This window comes from Pseudomonas mosselii (assembly GCF_003205295.1).
Classification (GTDB): domain Bacteria; phylum Pseudomonadota; class Gammaproteobacteria; order Pseudomonadales; family Pseudomonadaceae; genus Aquipseudomonas; species Aquipseudomonas mosselii_B.
Genome location: NZ_QJRP01000076.1, coordinates 1 through 1,720, shown reverse-complemented (window position 1 = coordinate 1,720; position 1,720 = coordinate 1). Strand labels below are relative to the sequence as shown.

Below are 1,720 nucleotides of genomic sequence, written 5' to 3'. Positions count from 1 at the left end.
TCGACTCCGGTTACGGCCTGGGCTGGAACCTGCAGCTGTCACAATACGACACCGCCACCCAGGTCATCTCGGCGCACAGCGGCGGCAGCTTCCGCCGCACCGGCTCGGACGGCAGTCGAGTACTGATGCGCGAGCAGAAAATTGATGACTTTCGGTTGTTCGACGAGGGCGGCGGTATCTACCGTCTGGTGCACCGCTCGGGCCTGGTGGAACGCCTGAGCAAGCATCCCGGCAGTGATCTGGCCCTGCCGGTGGAGGTCTATGGTGACAAAGGCCACCTGCTCAAGCTCGAATACGTGACGTTCACGGGCAATGACAACAAGATTCATCCTCGCCTGGCACTGATCAAGGATCATGCCGACAAGGTCGTGCTGCAAATCGACCGCCAGAACGATAGCCTCGACATTCACCTCAACCCCAACGACGGTGGCAACGCCAAGGCCACCTACCGCCTGCGCCTGGACAGCCTCAAGCGTGTGACCAGCGTGGTTCTGCCCACCACCGACCAGGCATCCTGGCGTTATGACTATCAGGAGATTGAAAAGCTTCATTGCATCAAGGAGGTGCACACGCCCACCGGTGCTCATGAGCTCATCACCCACAGTGTCATTGCCGCCGACCATCATCGAGTGCCTGAGCAAGCCGGGGGCGGTTTCCTGCCCCGGGTCTTGCAACATGTCATCAAGCCCAGCAGCGGGCAGCACGACACCTTGACCGTGGTCTATGCCTACGCGCTGAGCAAGGGCGCAGGGTACAGGGCGGGCAACAACTTCCTGGGCGCCAACCTGAGCCACAACAAGCCCGATTATGGCCTGGACTACCTGTTCAGTTCGGTTGGCACCTATGCCTACGGCTCGACCGAGACACGCACGAAACAGGGCGAGGAGCACAAGGTCGAGCGCGAGTACAACCGTTTCCACCTGCTGGTGCGCGAGGAGACCACGCACACCGATACCAGAACCCAGGTCATCTCCACCGAATTGACCGAAACGGAGTATTACAGCAATGGCGGTTATTTCCATGAGGATCATGCCTATTGCCAGCTGCCAGGGATCACCACGCGGACCTGGAAGCGAAACAGCGGCATGCCCTACCTCGAGGGGGACATTCGCCAGTATGAGACCGACGGCAACCTGCGCAGCGAGGCCCAGGTGCATGGCGATCCGCGCATCGGCACTCCGGTGCTGGGCCTGACCACGGCCTACCAGTGGCATGCGACCGGCGGCGAGGGCGCCGATCCGCGCGATCCCAACTTCTTCACGCCACGCCTGAAGCGTACCGCGCGCATTCCCGACCCTACCGCCGCGAACAAGGATGCGCCGACCCTGTACCAGCACTACAGCTACGAGAAGGCTGATGCGCTGCCTGGCAACGGGCCGAAATCCTGGCACCGGGTTACCCGCGAGGTGCTGTCGCTGAGCGAGAACCTGTCGGCCGATGGGCTGCAGGCGACCGAATACCGCTACTTCGACACACCCAGCCAGGCACAGACCCACGGCCGGGTGGAAACGCAGACCGTCACCCTCAACGGCAAGGCCACCGTCACCTCCTACTGCTATGACTGCGAGGAGGCACCGGGCAAGCGCGTAACCGCACCGGCGGAGCTCCCTGCGCATGTCAAGGCGCTTCAAGGCAGAGTCACGCCCCTGCGCCGCACGCTGCTCGCCAACGAGCCGGTCCTGACGACCTTCCAGACCGTGACCGGGTGGGACCACAAGGA

Annotated in this window: 1 pseudogene; it reads left to right on the top strand. The window is 62.6% G+C overall.

Features of this window, described 5'->3' with window-relative positions:
* A pseudogene (locus tag DMX06_RS26445) lies at positions 1–1,720 on the top strand (hypothetical protein); the annotation flags it as partial.